Origin of the sequence: Leptospira selangorensis (assembly GCF_004769405.1) — a bacterium.
Classification (GTDB): Bacteria; Spirochaetota; Leptospiria; order Leptospirales; family Leptospiraceae; genus Leptospira_B; species Leptospira_B selangorensis.
In genome coordinates, this window is the sequence record NZ_RQES01000005.1 from 581,305 (window position 1) to 596,615 (window position 15,311).

Annotated in this window: 13 protein-coding genes; 9 read left to right on the plus strand and 4 right to left on the minus strand. The window is 40.2% G+C overall.

The window, feature by feature from the left end; all coding sequences use genetic code 11:
• Positions 1 to 38: 38 nt before the first annotated feature.
• The 4 genes from EHO58_RS04275 to EHO58_RS04290 all read left to right on the plus strand — a co-directional run bounded on the left by EHO58_RS04275 (position 39) and on the right by EHO58_RS04290 (position 3,144).
• Complete coding sequence (locus EHO58_RS04275; protein ID WP_135678777.1) at positions 39 to 1,433, plus strand: ethanolamine ammonia-lyase subunit EutB; 1,395 nt, start codon at positions 39 to 41, stop codon at positions 1,431 to 1,433.
• On the plus strand, positions 1,430 to 2,212 hold the full coding sequence (gene eutC, locus EHO58_RS04280; protein ID WP_135678779.1) for an ethanolamine ammonia-lyase subunit EutC: 783 nt from the start codon (positions 1,430 to 1,432) through the stop codon (positions 2,210 to 2,212). The genes EHO58_RS04275 and eutC overlap by 4 nt, the downstream gene beginning before the upstream one ends.
• Before the next feature lie 88 nt (positions 2,213 to 2,300).
• The gene (locus EHO58_RS04285) at positions 2,301 to 2,531 is read left to right on the plus strand and encodes a hypothetical protein (RefSeq protein ID WP_135678781.1); all 231 of its coding nucleotides are present in this window, start codon (positions 2,301 to 2,303) and stop codon (positions 2,529 to 2,531) included.
• Positions 2,532 to 2,688: 157 nt separating this feature from the next.
• Complete coding sequence (locus EHO58_RS04290) at positions 2,689 to 3,144, plus strand: TIGR04452 family lipoprotein (RefSeq protein WP_135678783.1); 456 nt, start codon at positions 2,689 to 2,691, stop codon at positions 3,142 to 3,144.
• Positions 3,145 to 3,146: 2 nt separating this feature from the next.
• On the opposite strand, the gene EHO58_RS04295 is transcribed toward EHO58_RS04290, so the two are convergent.
• Together EHO58_RS04295 and EHO58_RS04300 are read right to left on the minus strand one after the other, a co-directional pair.
• Complete coding sequence (locus tag EHO58_RS04295) at positions 3,147 to 4,085, minus strand: hypothetical protein (RefSeq protein ID WP_135678785.1); 939 nt, start codon at positions 4,083 to 4,085, stop codon at positions 3,147 to 3,149.
• Between the two features lie 21 nt (positions 4,086 to 4,106).
• Complete coding sequence (locus EHO58_RS04300; RefSeq protein ID WP_135627581.1) at positions 4,107 to 4,613, minus strand: tellurite resistance TerB family protein; 507 nt, start codon at positions 4,611 to 4,613, stop codon at positions 4,107 to 4,109.
• Between the two features lie 116 nt (positions 4,614 to 4,729).
• Between EHO58_RS04300 and metG the strand changes: the two genes are divergently transcribed.
• From metG to EHO58_RS04320, 4 genes are all read left to right on the plus strand, one after another.
• The gene (gene metG / locus EHO58_RS04305) at positions 4,730 to 6,763 is read left to right on the plus strand and encodes a methionine--tRNA ligase (RefSeq protein ID WP_135678787.1); all 2,034 of its coding nucleotides are present in this window, start codon (positions 4,730 to 4,732) and stop codon (positions 6,761 to 6,763) included.
• 30 nt (positions 6,764 to 6,793) lie between these two features.
• Complete coding sequence (locus tag EHO58_RS04310; RefSeq protein WP_135678790.1) at positions 6,794 to 9,427, plus strand: [protein-PII] uridylyltransferase family protein; 2,634 nt, start codon at positions 6,794 to 6,796, stop codon at positions 9,425 to 9,427.
• 14 nt (positions 9,428 to 9,441) lie between these two features.
• A complete protein-coding gene (locus EHO58_RS04315; protein WP_135678792.1) occupies positions 9,442 to 11,163 on the plus strand; it encodes an alpha-glucosidase in 1,722 nt (573 codons plus the stop codon).
• Positions 11,164 to 11,322: 159 nt separating this feature from the next.
• Complete coding sequence (locus tag EHO58_RS04320; RefSeq protein ID WP_135678794.1) at positions 11,323 to 13,050, plus strand: acyl-CoA dehydrogenase family protein; 1,728 nt, start codon at positions 11,323 to 11,325, stop codon at positions 13,048 to 13,050.
• 155 nt (positions 13,051 to 13,205) lie between these two features.
• On the opposite strand, the gene trxA is transcribed toward EHO58_RS04320, so the two are convergent.
• Positions 13,206 to 13,511 carry a thioredoxin gene (gene trxA, locus EHO58_RS04325; RefSeq protein WP_086447225.1) on the minus strand — a complete coding sequence of 102 codons (306 nt, stop codon included), beginning with the start codon at positions 13,509 to 13,511 and terminating at the stop codon, positions 13,206 to 13,208.
• A 147-nt stretch (positions 13,512 to 13,658) separates the two neighbouring features.
• Positions 13,659 to 14,570, minus strand: a complete 912-nt coding sequence (locus EHO58_RS04330; RefSeq protein WP_135628452.1) for a TIGR01777 family oxidoreductase — start codon at positions 14,568 to 14,570, stop codon at positions 13,659 to 13,661.
• A gap of 135 nt (positions 14,571 to 14,705) precedes the next feature.
• Here EHO58_RS04330 and EHO58_RS04335 point away from each other — a divergent pair, with 135 nt between their 5' ends.
• A complete protein-coding gene (locus tag EHO58_RS04335) occupies positions 14,706 to 15,302 on the plus strand; it encodes a hypothetical protein (protein ID WP_244241057.1) in 597 nt (198 codons plus the stop codon).
• Positions 15,303 to 15,311: the final 9 nt, after the last annotated feature.

The window sequence follows — 15,311 nt, forward strand, 5'->3', positions numbered from 1 at the left end:
AGATCCAAGATCCTGAATGATATTAATAGGAAATCAATATGGGTTATAAAACCGTTCTTGGTAGGAAATCCTACGTTTTTCCTGATCTAAAAACTTTATTGGCTAAGGCAAGTCCACTTCGCTCAGGAGACCAATTGGCAGGCATCGCTGCTTCTACTCAAGAAGAAAGGGTGGCTGCTCAAATGGCTTTGGCGGATCTACATCTATCAGAATTTTTGAATATAGAATTGATCCCCGGTGAAAAAGACGAGGTCACTCGACTAATTTTAGATTCTCATAACCGGTCTGCATTTTCTAAAATTTCTTCCCTTACTGTGGGAGAATTCCGCGATTTTCTTTTAAGAGAAAATACCGACTCGGAACTGATTTCCGAGATCCGAGATGGGATCACTCCTGAGATGGCTGCTGCCGTTTCTAAGTTAATGTCTAACCAGGATCTAATCCTGGTTTCTAAAAAATCTCCTGTAGTGACCAAGTTCAGGAACACAATTGGTCTTCCTGGGAGATTGTCTGCACGTTTACAACCAAATCATCCTACCGACGATCCGAAAGGAATTGCCGCAAGTATTTTGGATGGACTTTTATTAGGAAGTGGGGATGCAGTCATCGGTATTAATCCTGCGACAGATAACGTTCCTACCGTTATTGCACTTCTTAGGATGTTGGATTCTATTATCCAAAAATATTCTATTCCGACCCAATCTTGTATTCTTTGTCATGTAACTACTTCTATGAAAGCAATGGAAGAAGGTGCTCCTCTTGATCTAGTATTTCAATCCATCGGAGGAAGTGAAGCTTTGAATAAAAGTTTCGGAGTGAATTTAAGTATTTTAGAAGAATCCAGACAGATGGCTTTAGAGTTAAACAGAGGGACTGTCGGGAGTAATGTAATGTATTTTGAAACAGGACAGGGGAGCGGGTTGTCTGCAGGCGCTCATTTTGGTGTGGACCAACAAACTCTGGAAGCGAGAGCCTATGCAGTGGCAAAAAAATTCGATCCTCTACTCGTGAACACTGTAGTTGGTTTTATCGGACCTGAATATCTATATAATGGAAAACAAATATTAAGAGCAGGGCTGGAAGATCATTTTTGCGGAAAACTTTTAGGCCTTCCTATGGGCGTGGATGTGTGTTATACAAATCATGCGGATGCGGACCAAGATGATATGGATACATTGCTTACTTTACTTGGGGCAGCTGGATGTAATTATATTATGGGAGTTCCGGGTGCTGATGATGTGATGTTGTCCTATCAAAGTACTTCTTTTCATGATGCATTATATCTGCGCCAGATTTTTGGATTAAGACCTGCTCCCGAATTCGAGAACTGGCTTTTGGAGAAAGGTTTATTCGAGACCACAAAACAATTTTTGCCTAAAGAAAATCAGAACAAGGTTTTACTCGAAGAAATTTTAGAGGATAAGGCCGGATGAATCCTAAAGAATTTTGGAAAAGTTTAACTTCTGCAAGAATTGGTATAGGAAGATCGGGTGGTTCTATTCCAACTTCCGAACTACTAAAATTCAGATTGGATCATGCAAGAGCAAGAGATGCTGTCTTAGCTGAACCGGATTTTGATACGATAAGTATAGACCTCGAAAAAATTTTCCAACCGTTAGGACTTGATATCGTTGGAGTGGAAAGTTTAGCAAAAAGTAGAGAAGAATATTTGCTAAGACCGGACTTGGGCCGTAGGATCTCGGAGCCTTCTCGGTCTAGATTGGAATCCAAAAAGGGAAAATATGATCTTGTATTGATCGGGGTAGATGGGCTTTCCGCAAAGGCAGTCGATTCGAATTTGGTTCCATTCTTACAAGTGCTGGTCCCTATTTTGTCCGAACAAAAATATAAGATCGCACCGTTTATCTTAGGAAAATTAGGAAGGGTTGCGATCGGAGATGAGATAGGAGAAATTTTAGGTGCCAAGGCAATTGTATTACTCATAGGGGAAAGGCCAGGGCTTACTTCCGCGGATAGTTTAGGAATGTATCTGACCTTCGATCCTAAGTTAGGCAAAACAGATGAGAGTCGAAATTGTATCTCTAATATACGCCCTGACGGCTTAGATTTCCGGAAGGCATCCTTAAAAACCGCTTATTTACTTTCAGAATCTCTCAAACGAGGTATCTCAGGAGTGGATCTAAAAGATGAAATGACTCCGGACTTTTTAGAAAATTCGATAAATCTTTCGAATATTGCAAATTCGACTTGAATCCTTGTCCTCAAAGGAATAGATTTTATACAATGAACTAAGTTGAGAAGGGGTCGGATACTTCTCAATAGGCGAAAAGGGAAAAGAGATGTATAAAAATAATATAGAGTTTATCATTAACTCCACAAACAAAGATGAGCCTATGTATGGCATTCTTGCTCTGGTTAGTGATACATTAGAATCTATGAAGGCGGATATTTCTTCCCAAAAAGCGGATGAAGAACAAAAGAAAGCATTTCGTTCCGCTATGAAAGATATGATCTCCGGTTTGATTAAATTGAACGGGATCGTAGAGGGGATGGGCCAAAGAGTTCGATAAGCGGCCTGGTATTTCCCCCACAAATTTATTACGAGCCTGATCCAGGCTCGTGAAGTTAATCATAAATAATATTCTCACTTTTTATTTTTTAAAATAGATGGTTGTTCAATCGTATTAGATTGATTAACTCGCAATTACGCTATTTTGGGAGAAATAAATGGGAAGGTTAGGCACCATACTGACAGTATTGTCGATTGGTTTCATAACAAATTGTCTGATTTGGGACGCTGTCGGACTTACTGAAACTTACAGAGGAGACGAGGCTAAAAAGAAACTGATTGGTGCGGCCAAGGTAGGCGATTACCTTATGGCTGATACTATACATAAAGCGGACGGGTATACCGGTGACGAATTGATATCTCGCACACTTGTTGATGTGATTATGGCATCTCTTATCAACGAAACGGTGATAAGCCTTAATGAATCTAGATATTATAGAAAGCGAGATGTAAATGAGTGCGCAAAAATGCTGAGTTATTCAGGTCCGGTATTTGGTTTTGATTCTTATGTGATGTATTCGTTTAATACTACTTGCAGCTTACGTCCTGATAATGAAATTATAGATCTTCGTCCAAAAAAAGGTTCGGATAGCGAATCTAAAAAGGATAATTGATATCAATCCTTCCCTAAAAACAATCGTATACCTTTCGCAATCGTCTGCAAGGTTCTCGCCATCAAACCTTCTAACTTGGTCTGAAGGAATAATTCCATAATCAATTTCCTAAGTGCAAGATCAAAAGGAAGGTTGAAATCGTTCCAATCTACTCCGAAACGGAAAGGATAAGTTTCGGATTCCTCTTCTTCTCCAATACCTGTATGCAATAGGGTTCCTTCGAAGTCGGTATGATGTTCATCTATATGTCTGAATTCTAAAGTTAGGTGAACTTGCTTTTTGAATAAAGGTAAGGGAATAATTTCCAGTCCGGCTAATTCTCCCCAAGTGATCCCGCTCAATGTGAGGTAACCTCTGTCTCCACCTTTGAGTGTTCCGGTCCTGACTAGACCTTCTCTGCCTAACCTGCAAGAACCTATTCTACTTCTAAAAAGAATTTCTAATGGAGAACCTGCATCTAAAACACCGTTCTCTATTTTGATGTCCCGTATCTGGATATTAAATACCGGAGTTAAGGTCTTGTCCTCAATATCTATACTGGAATGGGAAACCTTCTCCAATTTAAATTGGATCCTTCCTCTTTTAGGGAGATATTCTATCTTCTTCCTGGATTCTACTCTATTCGTATAATCCATATGAAAGGAGCGAACATTCACTCCTCTGAATATTAATTTTCCTTTAAATAGATTGGAGAACGAGATCCTGAAATGTACGAAACTTCCTTTTGCATGTACTATATCTGTTCCGAGTTCCCCCGGAAAGAATATGGTAAAATGTCTGGCCCAGACCCAAAGCCCCGGAAGTATGATGCCTGGGGTCAACCAACGGAATTTGAATAGTCTAAAGGATATTATATTTACTAGAACTTGTATGAAAGGCCCGCTGAGCAGAAATTGCAGGCCTATATAGCCGAATAAAAGTAATAGGATCGGAAAAGGCATGAGAAGGAGGCGACTAGAAGTTCAGTCTTCGTCGCCGTCCGTATATTTATTATCTATGTTTTTCTTGTCCATGGAAGAAATTTCTAGCTCCTTTGCCAGATCTTCCAAAAATTCTTTTTCTCTATCCGTAAATTTGCCGTCGCTAGTTACGATACATACTGCATCTTCGTAGAAGTTCACTGCTAATACAGGATTTCCTTCTGCAAAGTCTGTGATCATTTTAACAGGAAGAGGGGATTCGAATACTTCGGATAATTCTTCGATGATCTCTCCTTTTTGATCTTGGTGATGATCGAAGATACAATCCTTATCGAACATAGCTTTTACCATTTGTCCGACTAGATTCCCTTCTTTCCTATGAAAGACTCCGTCTGCATGACAAGAATAAGACCAAAGACTAACTAAGACCTTGGCGTAATTCATCTTGAGTTGAAAAATCTCGGTTTCTCTATCCAGACTTTTCTGAAACTTTTCGTAAAACTCATGACCTGGTAGAACTTTGCTAGCCAAGGATGAAACCCTTTCCATTTTCAATGCCTTCCCTTTAAGGGTGTTCCCGTTTTTCCGATGTATTTTAACCCAACCTGCGGTTTTGCAATGAAAATCCATGTTGATTTTGGGGGAATTTTTCTCAACCTGACTATGTGAGTTCCGAAACAAAACGAAAGATCCTCGTTACTTCTGCTTTGCCTTACGCGAATGGTCCTATTCATTTAGGCCATGTTTTGGAAGCGATTCAGACTGATGTTTATGTTCGTTATCAAAAATCTTTAGGTAATGAGTGTTATTTTTTCTGTGCGGACGATACGCACGGCACGCCCATCATGCTTGCAGCAAGAAAAGAAGGGATCAGCCCGGAAGAATTGATCGACCGTGTTAGAGCAGAACATTACCGGGATCTATCTGGCTTTTTAGTAGAATACGATAATTATTATACCACTAACTCTGAAGAAAATCGAATCCTTTCCGAAGAAATTTATCTTTCTTTAAAGGGTAAAGGTCATATCGCGGAAAGAGAGATAGAACAAGCTTATTGTGATACAGATAAGATGTTCCTTCCGGATCGTTTTATTAAAGGGACTTGTCCTAATTGTGGGACCCAAGATCAGTATGGAGATAGCTGCGAGAATTGTGGAGCCACTTATTCTCCTAAAGATCTGAAAGATTCTCATTGTTCCTTATGTGGAAATCCACCCGTTAGTCGAAATTCTAAACATATCTTTTTCAAATTGGGAGATTTCGAAAGTTATCTTTCCAATTGGGTGGAGAAGGGCTCGCATGTTGCGGAAGGTGTTCGCAAAAAATTGAAAGAATGGTTCGAAGCCGGACTCCAAGATTGGGACATTTCTCGTGACGGACCTTATTTCGGTTTTAAGATACCTGGAGAGGTCGAAAAATATTTCTACGTTTGGTTGGATGCTCCAATCGGATATATGGCTTCTAGTTTGAATTATTTCAAAGGGGATCGTAAAAAATTCGATTCTTTTTGGAAAGATGAGAAGACAGAGATCTCTCACTTTATCGGAAAAGATATATTATATTTTCATACTTTATTCTGGCCTGCTACATTAGAAGGAGGAGGATATCGTTCTCCTACTCAAGTCCATGTTCACGGTTTTATTACTGTCAATGGTGAAAAGATGTCCAAGTCCAGAGGGACCTTCATCAAGGCGGAAGGCTATCTGAAACATTTGGATCCGGAACATCTTCGCTTTTATTTGGCGGGAAAACTAGGACCTGGAATGGACGATCTGGATCTTTCTTTCGATGATTATACCGCAAAAGTAAATTCGGATTTAGTGGGTAATTTCGTAAACCTAGTTTCCAGGGTCGCTACTTCTATATTAGATAAGCTAGATAGAACTTTGGGAAGTCTCGATCCGGAAGGGAAGAAGATCCTGGATGAACTTAGAAATTCCGAATCTAAGATCAGAGAATGGTATGAGACTCGAAATTATACCAGAGTGATGAAAGAATGTTCCCGCTTGGGCGATATTGCAAACAAGTATGTGAACGATCTTGCACCTTGGATCCAAATCAAAACGGATGCGGAAGCTGCTCGTAAAACGGTAACTGTTGCTTTGAATGCAGCAAGGATCCTCTCCATTTATTTATATCCTGTTCTTCCTAGATCAGGGGAAAAGGTGTATAAAATTTTAGGCTTAAACAAAAAGCCCGAGTTCTCGCATCTTGCTTCCGATCTGGAAAAAACAAAAGTATCCGCTTATGAAATGATCACCAAACGTGTAGAGGAAAAATCGATTCAAACCATGTTAGAAGAAAACACTTTGGAAACTAAATCCGCTCAACCTGCGACTACTGTCGCTGCTGCTCCTAAAACAGAAGGAGTTTTGGAAATTTCTATCGAGGATCTAAGTAAAGTAGATCTGAGAGTAGGTAAAATTATAGAAGCCGGTCCTGTAGAAGGTGCTGATAAATTGGTCCAAGTAAAATTGGATCTGGGCCCTCTTGGAACTAAGAATGTTTTTGCAGGTATCAAGGCTTCTTATCAACCTCAGGATCTTCTTGGGTTAACCATTGTTGCGGTTGCTAACTTGAAACCAAGAAAGATGAAGTTCGGAGTTTCAGAAGCTATGCTTTTGGCTTCCGGAGAAGGTGAGAGCCTCAGCCTTTTTGTGCCTCATAGAGGCGCTAACCCTGGCGATAAATTGAAATAAACTCAGTCTAACAGCTAGTAGGAACCGACCTTGCCTTTAGAATTAGACATCTCCTATAGTTTTCAAAGGCTTTTGGAAAAGAGTAGGACGGTCTCAGGCCGTCTGGTTTCTCGCCAGCTCACATTTATCATAGATTCTTTTTTAAGGACCAGATTCGAAAAGTCTTCGGGTATCTTAAAAAAAGGGGAAGAAGTAGCGGTAATCGCGTTAGGCGGTTACGGGCGTATGGAAATGGCCCCTCATTCGGATGTAGATATATTATATTTGCATAATGGAGTTCCTGATTCCAAACTTTCCGAGATCATTTCTTCCATAAATACGTATCTTTATGATTCCGGGAAGGAAGTTGGCCATACCTGTAGAACTATCAAAGAATCGTTTCGTTATCTGGATGATATGTCCAGCTTTCATGCGGTCTTAGACAGTCGATTCCTAACGGGTTCCAAGGAACTATTCAAAAAATACCAAGAAGAATTTTTAGCAAAACTTCCTCCTAAGTTTGCAACCAGATATAACCAAGCAAAAGAGGATCAACTTTCGGAAAGGTTTCTAAGAGAAGGAAGACCTATTCTTCTTTCGGAACCGAATTTAAAAACGGACCTATGCGGTTTGAGAGATATTCAATATTTATATTGGACCGAAAAATCCAGAAGTCCTATCCGTTCTCTTGGTGGACTTGCTGTTCTTCCTGTTTTCCAAAGTGGAGAAGTTCAAGCCTTGGAAGAAGCTTATGATTTTCTGATCCGAGTCAGAACTGCGCTTCATATTCTTACCGGAAGAAAACATGATCGTTTGGATCTGAATCTTCAACCGGAAGTGGCAGAGTATCTAGGTTTCGGTAAAAAAGAAGATATGCAAACCATAGAGAAGTTTATGAACACTCTCTATAGCCATCAGAAGAATATATTTTTTATCGTTCGCGTTTATTTGGATTCTTTATTGGCGGCTCAGAAAAAAGGAGAAGCCCAAAACTTCGACTATGAGGGTATTCGATTCTTAAAAATAGGAAATACGATCTTTCCTCCAAGCGAAGGAAATCTTTTTGCGGACCCTCATACTTTATACAAAGATATTTTACTTACTTTCAGAATGATCCAGGAAACAGGTTTCGAAGTTTCCGGCGGATTATTGAGCGAGATCAGATTCGCTTCTCATTTTTTGGATGATGACTTCAGATATTCTGCGGAAGTAAACGGCGGTTTTATCAGCATTCTTCAGAACAAAAAAGACAGAGGAAAAATATTAAAATTAATGCATGAATGTCAGGTGCTTGGAGAACTTCTGCCTGAGTTTGGTGCATGTACGAATTTTCCTTTGTTCAGTTATCATCATGAGTTCACTGTAGATGAGCATACTCTTCTAATCCTTCATGAATTGGATCGTTTAGATAAAGGAGAGTTCGAAGACAGAGAAATCTTAGAAGTTTACGGTGAATGTGAAAAGACAGAAATTTTGGCTTTGGCAATTCTTCTTCATGATGCCGGAAAAGTAAAAGAAGGAGATCATTCAGAATACGGAGCAGAACTTGCGGTTTCTGTTGGATCTCGTTTGGGCTTATCGGAAGAAGATACGGATCTATTTCGTTTTCTCGTTGAGAAACATATCCTGATGTCGGAACTTTCTTCTAAAAGGGATATTTCCGATAAATTATTAATACGTAATTTTGCGAGAACTGTTTCCAATCCGGATAGACTTAAACTTTTATATATTCTTACTATCATTGATACTAAATCAGTGGGCACGAATGTTCTTACGAATTGGAAAAAAGCAATCTTAAACGTACTTTATAAAAATTCAATAGACTTCTTTAAGGATAAAAGAACCGATTCGGAAGATCCTCATGGGGAAGAGGAAAGAGTTGCTCTTGCTAAGGACTTAGTTGCTTATCTTACAGAAAAAGAAGGACAGGATCCTAAAATTTCTAAAACGATCGCTTCTTTTGCATATTCAGTGATCCCTGAAAGTTTTTTAAAAACAGTTTCGAACCGGAAAATATTAAAATATTTTAAATCAATTACTTCTTTAAGCCAGGATGAAAATTCCGTCTTACTCTTGGATTCAGAACAAGATCCCGCTTTCGTAACAGTAGAAGTAGTAAGTCGTAATATTCCTGAGATCTTATTAGATTTATGTTGTTCTGTTTCTTCCGAGGGTTTGAGTTTAGTTGGGATGCAAAGTTATACTTTCGAAGAATTCCAGATCCATATTCTTCAAATAACGGATTCCCAGGGTAGTGGGAATATTTCTTCTGAAAAACTTTCCAGGATGGAAGGTAAACTTAGATTGATGGCTTCCGGAGAATTGCAAAGAGACAGTATCGCTTTCGAGAGAACTGAATGGAATCCACGTAAGACGATACCGGAAAGTATAATCAATCGTTCTGTTCGCTTTTCTAACGAAGATATTACAGATACTACCATCATGGAAGTCCGTATGCCTGATATGGTCGGTTTAGTGTATAGGATCTTAAGAAAAGTATTTGATTTTGGTTTAAAAGTTTCTCATTTAAGGGTCTCTACTTCTGCAGATTATGCTTATGACTCATTCTATCTCCAGACTAAGGACGGGGAACAGGTCAAAGATGCAGAATTGTTAAAATCCCTGGAAGATAAGATCTTGAGAATCCAGCCAGTGGAAAGGATGACAGGGGAACTCGTTTTTTAAAAATGGTTCCCAGTATGGATTCGGGTAGTCGTTCCACAGTTACTTCTAAAAGAAAAAAAGAAGCCGCTACATCTGTCAGGCAGATCAAAAAGCCTAGTCATCCTCGCCGCAGCAAAAAGATAGATGCGGACTGGTGGAAGAACGCGGTAGTTTATCAAATCTATCCTAGAAGTTTTAAAGATACCAATGGGGACGGGATCGGCGACCTAGAAGGTATCATCCAAAAACTGGATTATCTAAACGACGGAACTCCGAACTCTCTAGGCATTGATGCCATCTGGCTTTCTCCTATTTATCCATCTCCTATGTATGATTTCGGATACGATATTTCGGATTACGAAAGTATCGATCCTGTATTCGGGAATTTGGAAACATTCAAACGTTTATTAAAAGAAGCTCATAAACGTAAGATCAGGATCATCATGGACCTGGTTGCAAATCATACTTCTCATCAACATCCTTGGTTTTTAGAATCTAAATCTTCCAAAGACAATCCTAAGAGAGATTGGTACATTTGGAGAGATCCAGTCGGCGGAAAACCTCCAAATAATTGGATGGGAACTTTCGGTGGAAGAGCTTGGACCTTAGATAAGACTACAGATCAGTATTATTATCATTCTTTCTTAGCGGAACAGCCCGACTTAAACTGGAGAAATCCAGAAGTTAAAAAAGCGATCTTCTCCATGGTCAAAAATTGGCTAGATCTAGGAGTCGATGGTTTCCGTTTAGATGTCGTGAATCTATTCGTTAAGGATTCAGAGTTAAGAAGTAACCCTCGTAAGAGATGGATCGCTAGACCTTTCGATCAACAAAATCATATTTATGATCGTGATCGTCCTGAGATGCATGATATCTTAAAAGATCTCAGAAAACTTTTGGATTCTTACGGAGACAGAATGTCCGTAGGTGAAGTGATGATGGAGCCTCCCGGCACTAGCGCACTTCCTGCTTCTTATTATGGCGCTAAAGGTGACGAGCTTCATTTAGCATTCAACTTTGCTTTCTTTTATACTCCTTGGAAGGCCGAAAAATTCAGGGATGTGATCAAAGAATGGGAGAAGTATCTCCGGGATAAGGGCTGGCCGAATTATACATTAAGTAATCATGATTTCCGCAGGCATATCACCAGATATTCGAAGGGAAGAGAGACAACGGCTAGAGCAAAGATAGCAGCTCTAATGCTTTTAACCCTAAGAGGAACTCCGTTCTTATATTACGGAGAAGAGCTTGGGATGATGGACGAAAGAGTCCCTAAAAATCGCATCCAAGATCCTGTCGGAATTAGATATTGGCCTGTGTATCCAAGCCGCGACAATTGTAGACTTCCTATGTGTTGGTCCGGAGATGTGAACGGCGGATTCAGCAAGGGAGAACCTTGGCTTCCTGTTTTTTCCAGATACGAATCCGTAAACGTGGAAACTCAATCCAGATCTATCGAAAGTTTATTAAATTTTTATAAAAAGCTAATATGGCTTAGAAAAGGGAATGAGATCCTGAAAAAGGGAACTCTTGCCTTGGATTACGATTCTCCTCCTGGAGTTCTGCAATACACCAGAGAGTTTGAAAAGAAAAAATGTCTGATCATTTTGAACTTTGAGAATGAATCCAAAAAGATCGTAGCAAACGCGAACCGTACCGCTCAGATACTTATCTCCACTCATAGAAAACCTGAGAAGATGGAAATCCCGGTGGTATTCGAGATCGCACCTTATGAAGGTTTGGTTTTAGAATATTAAGAAAAACCTGTTTTTCTAGTTCTATAACCTTTGCTATACTTTTTCTTCCAAACAAACGATGTTCGATGTATAGTATCCCGAATTAAAAAGTTCTGGCAGTCGAGTTGTATTCGCTTATGATAGTGGTATTCAGGTCGCCGTTCTTTAAAAGGAAATATTATGAATCATCCATTACGTTTAGCCGAGAACCCGGGTTTATCTTCTTACGACTTAACCGGTTACAAAGGAAATAGAGGTAAAAATTTTTATGATGAGGATAAGATCCTCCAAAGAGTAGTAGAAAGATACTCTTCAGATTACAAACCGGATCATAAAAAGGCGATGGTCGATCATCTCAAAGGTTATGGAGAATTGGTCGGTGGCACCTTAGACGAACTCACAGAAGCAAGTCATAAAGAGGGCAAATACGGAGAAGTAGTCAAATACGATCGTACAGGAAATCGTATAGATCAGATTGTTTATTCCCACGAACAAAAACTCTCCAGAAAGATCTCCTACGATTACGGAATTGTTAATTTAGATTTTCATGATGAATGGAGATTTCCTTTTACAGATCTTCATAGACAAGCTCTAACTTATCTTGCCAACCAAAATGGAGAAGGTGGAGTGACCTGTCCGTTAGCGATGACTGAAGGTATGATACGAGTTCTTCAGGGTATAGGAACGGAAGAACAGAAAAAGAAGTATCTTCCTCTAGTTGCAGGAAAGGGTTCCTTCTCTCATTTTATGGCGGGACAATATGTGACCGAAAGAGTAGGAGGGAGCAATGTAGGTGCCAACCGCACAATTGCACGCAAGGGCGAGAACGGAAAATGGATCTTAAACGGAGAAAAATGGTTCTGCTCCAATCCGGGAGATCTTTGGGTTACTACAGCTAAGATAGAAGATACCGAAACAGTAGGTTTGTTCTTGGTTCCTAGGATCAAGGACGATGGAGAATTAAACGGCCATCATATATTAAGAAAAAAAGATATTATAGGTTCTAAAGGAAAACTCACAGTAGAGATTGTATACGAGGATTTGGAAGCCGAGGCTTTAGGAAGACCAGCTCATGGAATTGCAAACCTCATTCGTTATGTGATCAGAACGTCTCGCGTTCATGTGGGTCTTGCCGCTTCCGGAATGTCCCGAAGAGCATTTATGGAAGCAAGAGAATATTCCAGATATAGAACAGCTTACGGGAAGAAGATCCAAGATTTTTCTGCGTATTCCAGAGAACTTGCAGAAATGAGAATTTTGTATGCCGGTTTGGTTATGCCGATCTTCCGTGGGATTGATTGGACTCAAAAAGGAATTTTAGCGGAACAGATCTCCACTCCTTTGATGAAATACAGATCTTCTTCGCTTTCTTCTCAGATTACTCATAGAGCGATTATGGCCTTGGGTGGTTCAGGGATTATCGGTGATTATACTTGTTTGCCAAGACTTCATAATGATTGTATTATCAACGAGACCTGGGAAGGAACTCATTTGATTATCACAGATCACGCGCTTGGAGCAATGAATCGTGCTAAGATCAGAGATTCTTTCGTTTCAGAATTAAAGAAAAATTTTGATTCTGCTAAAAAATACCCAGAGTTAAAGGCAGCTGCAGAATTTGGAGAAAATCTTCTATTAGATTGGAATAAGAGTATTGAAGAAAAACCTAGAGAATGGAAGGAAACATTTAGAGTGGATCTTTCTGATCAGGCTTATGGAGCTTTGGTTCTTTCTGAGTTTTTAGAGCAGGCAGTTTTTGATAGAACATCCGGTTCTAAAAAATCTAAATTCGATTCTTTTGCGAAAGGTTTTGGTGCTTTCTTGTTTAGAACATTGCCTAAAACTTTTGGAGATTATGAATCTTTCCGTTTGGATCAGGAAGAAGTAGACGAGATCGTAAATTGGTAATCGCGACAGCGATATGTAGGACGCGGAGCGGTCACGGCCGATAAGGATTATATTCAGGATATTGAATATGTTTTGCCGGGACCGGAGCGTAAGCGTAGTCCGGAGTAGCGCGGTCCGAGCGAAGCGAAAGAGTCGCCCAGATCGCGCGTAAGAAGTTAAGCCAGTTTAGGGGCAAAAACTTTCTCCATTTGTGCCTGTGGAATTGCTCCCACCACCTTTTCAGCGATTTCTCCACCTTTGAATAACATCAGAGTCGGAATGGACTGAACTCCGTATTGTTGAGCCAATTCAGGTTTTTCGTCTATATTGACTTTTACTACGGTGACTTGCCCTGGGTGAGCTTGTGCAAATTTCTCCAGCTCAGGGGCTACCATTTTACAAGGACCGCACCATTCGGCCCAGAAATCTACTAGGATGGGTTTATCATGTGTTTTGAGAAGTTCGTTGAATGAACCAGGCATTGTGTTTTCCATACGAAGATTAGACTCATTCTAAATCGGATGGGAAGCCGTTTTTGGAAGTTTGTAGAATTTTTCGAAAAACTTTATAGTCCGCACGCAGCGCGGGCTTCAGGGGCAACATGACTATAGTCCGTGCGCAGCGTGAGACTATCCCAGTAAATTTCGAAGCGCTGATTCCAGATTCGGGTATCTGAATTTATAACCCAGTTCTTGGAGTCTTTTTGGCACCACTCTTTGGCCATGGGTTGCCACGATGGCACCTTCGCCCAATGCAAGTGAGAGTGCAAAAGAAGGAACTCTTGTGAATGAGGGGCGTCCTAAAGTTTTTGCAAGTACCTTGCTGAACTGCTCATTGGAAAGAGGTTCAGGAGATACAAGGTTGAATGCTCCTTTTGCTTCTTCTTTTCTGATCAAGAACATGATAGCTGAGAGTTGGTCTTCGATATGGATCCAAGATAGGATTTGATTTCCGCTTCCGATCGGTCCGCCTGCAAATAATTTAAATGCGGGAAGCATGGTTGCGAGTGCACCACCTTCAGTTGTTAGAACAACTCCTGTTCTTAAGAGGATTGTTCGGATTCCTGCTTGTTGTGCTTCTAAGGCTTCTTCTTCCCAGTCTTTGCATAAGCTGCCTAATTCATCGTCTGCAATAGGACTATCCTCGTCGAATGGCGGGGTTCCTGCATCATAAGATCCGTAGATCCCGATTGCAGAAGAGTTGAAAAATGTTTTGGGCGCAAACTCTCCCATGGATATGAGTCTTGCAACAAGGTCCTTTGTGAAATCTACGCGAGAAGAGCGGATCCTTTGTTTGTATTCTGGGGTCCAGCGAACTCCTGCGATTGGTTCGCCCGCGAGGTTTATTAGAACGTCTACTCCTTCAAGATCAGCTCTGGTTGGGAGTGAGCCGATTCGAACATCCCATTCTGAAATTCTTTGGAGTCTGGGCGGCAATTTTCCACTTCGGCTAAAAATGCGGACTCTATGTCCTTCTGCCTTCAAGCGGATCGCCAACATGGATCCTATAAGTCCCGTGCCGCCGGTAATTCCAATAAGCATTTCGCGAACCGCCTTGTAAGAAATTTCTTTCCGGATCATCATTCGAAATCGGTTTTCTTTCGACAAGAAGAAAGGAAATCCTTCTTGATTCCGTGTTAGGAAATCGACATACTTGAATGAGTGGATTTTTTTAAATTGAACGCCGTTTCAAAAATTTGGGCAGCAGTTTTCGTTGCCGGATTGGTTTTTTCCAATTATTATCTGTATTCTACCACGAATTCCAAATTGGAATCCTATAAATCCGAACCTCCTTTTTTACGTTTCGATTTCACTGATTCTTATTTAGTGGATCGTTCTTCTCAGGCACCTTATTTAGCCGACGGAAATTTGGATACTGAATGGAAAAAGTTAAGACCTTCTTCCATGAAAACGGATTTTGATCTGGAGTTAAGACTTTCTCATCGATTGAAGTCGGGGATTTATGTTCCGACTAACTGGAAAGGCCTGAATATAATTGCTTGTTCTAAAAATACTCCTCCTCTCTCTCTCAAAATTTTAGAAAGAGAAGCGATCAATGTGGATAAGGAATCCAGACTCCCGGATGATACTGAATATAGTTCTATCGTTTTGGATTTTTCAGGATCTGAAACAGCTACAATTTATTTGAAGAAGGACGCGGGTCCTGTTCCTCAAAAAGAATATCCGAAAGGAATTTGGATTTGGGCAGTTCAGGGGATATTCGAAAATATCGGTCCTGATTCTTGTATTAAAGATATCCAGCTCTTCGAATAAGAGATTAGG

What these genes read in the sequence shown, in the direction of transcription:
- EHO58_RS04300 (WP_135627581.1), bottom strand. Translation starts at nt 4,613, where the DNA reads ATGGAAAGGGTTTCATCCTTGGCTAGCAAAGTTCTACCAGGTCATGAG.
- EHO58_RS04315 (WP_135678792.1), top strand. Translation starts at nt 9,442, where the DNA reads ATGGATTCGGGTAGTCGTTCCACAGTTACTTCTAAAAGAAAAAAAGAA.
- EHO58_RS04320 (WP_135678794.1), top strand. Translation starts at nt 11,323, where the DNA reads ATGAATCATCCATTACGTTTAGCCGAGAACCCGGGTTTATCTTCTTAC.
- eutC (WP_135678779.1), top strand. Translation starts at nt 1,430, where the DNA reads ATGAATCCTAAAGAATTTTGGAAAAGTTTAACTTCTGCAAGAATTGGT.
- EHO58_RS04330 (WP_135628452.1), bottom strand. Translation starts at nt 14,570, where the DNA reads ATGCTTATTGGAATTACCGGCGGCACGGGACTTATAGGATCCATGTTG.
- EHO58_RS04285 (WP_135678781.1), top strand. Translation starts at nt 2,301, where the DNA reads ATGTATAAAAATAATATAGAGTTTATCATTAACTCCACAAACAAAGAT.
- trxA (WP_086447225.1), bottom strand. Translation starts at nt 13,511, where the DNA reads ATGCCTGGTTCATTCAACGAACTTCTCAAAACACATGATAAACCCATC.
- EHO58_RS04290 (WP_135678783.1), top strand. Translation starts at nt 2,689, where the DNA reads ATGGGAAGGTTAGGCACCATACTGACAGTATTGTCGATTGGTTTCATA.
- EHO58_RS04295 (WP_135678785.1), bottom strand. Translation starts at nt 4,085, where the DNA reads ATGCCTTTTCCGATCCTATTACTTTTATTCGGCTATATAGGCCTGCAA.
- EHO58_RS04275 (WP_135678777.1), top strand. Translation starts at nt 39, where the DNA reads ATGGGTTATAAAACCGTTCTTGGTAGGAAATCCTACGTTTTTCCTGAT.